This window comes from uncultured Methanofollis sp. (assembly GCF_937919355.1).
Lineage (GTDB): Archaea > Halobacteriota > Methanomicrobia > Methanomicrobiales > Methanofollaceae > Methanofollis.
On record NZ_CALFSA010000193.1, the window covers coordinates 1 to 1,117 of the forward strand.

The following is a 1,117-nucleotide window of genomic DNA, read 5'->3' on the forward strand; positions in this document are numbered from 1 at the left end:
CTGGCCCTGCCCCGCCATCGTCATCGACCCGCTTCCCCTCCCGAAAGCGGCCTTCGGTGTTCCTGTCATCCCGGGGGGAAGACTATGGAAAAAGAGGCTCACGTCGGCGCCGTGGAGGTCGGGCCCTCCCGCTTCTGCAGTTCTTATCCCTCGCACGGAGACGACGAGTTCCCGGCCGTCGCCGCGGGCGTGGTCGTCCTCGCCTGCCAGGATTGCCTGGAGGAGGGTTGTCTTTCCCTGTGCGTTTGAACCTGCAATAGCAAGGGCCTCGCCTTCACGGATACCGAGGCCGGTAACAGTCCTCCCGCTTGCCGGGAGTTCGACCTCGATTGGCTTGAGTTCCTCCGGGCAGACGAAGGGAATATGCACCCCCTCTTTTGGTCCGGCCACACGATGGTGCTGCCTGAAGCGTGTGAAGGCCCGCGCCGGGCAGGTGCCGTCGCCGATGAAGCAGACAAGCCCCAGTGCAGGAAGATCCTGCCTGAGGAGTTTCTGGTCAAGTGAGAGCGTCGCCGCGGTCGCAATCTCCGGTGCGGGCACCCTCTGCACCGTCTCCCCGATCGCGTCGGCGAGGTCTGCGACCACCCCCCCGACCTCCCTGACCATTGCAGTACCAGGCATCCCGGGGTACGGGACGGCCCCGTGGATAGTGACGTGGAGACCACTGGCGTCGAGATAGTTCTCCTCATCAGGTTTCCAGAGGCCGGTGCCTGCCCGTGATGCCGATCTGACAAGGGTGATCGGTTCGATCCCCCCCGCATATGCCGCGGGTCTCTCGGTGTCGAGCCCGCCGAGGGGGTGGAGCCGTGCGTCCGCGGGGACTGTGCGTTTTACCGCCTCAAGCACTGCCCCTACCGCCCCATCTGCACTGCGGGGATCGATGTCAGGTCTGAAGGGGAGAAGGATCGGGACGGAGAACTGGAGACATGTCCCGCCGGGCGAGCGGACGAAGTAGGCGTTCACACCCTCCCGCACTTTCGGTGTGTCTATCGCATCGCCGCACGCCGCAAGGACCGCCGCCGTCGCCTCCATCCATCCTCTGCCATTCATCATGGATCTATCGGGTAGGGGGGAGAAATCCCTGCCGATGACGCGGACATATTCATCAAGCACTATA

Annotated in this window: 1 protein-coding gene; it reads right to left on the reverse strand. The window is 64.2% G+C overall.

Going from position 1 to position 1,117, the window contains the following annotated elements:
* Nucleotides 1-1,053: P-loop domain-containing protein (locus tag Q0520_RS09680; RefSeq protein WP_298669447.1), on the reverse strand; the 1,053-nt coding region annotated here is incomplete at its 3' end.
* Nucleotides 1,054-1,117 lie beyond the last annotated feature (64 nt).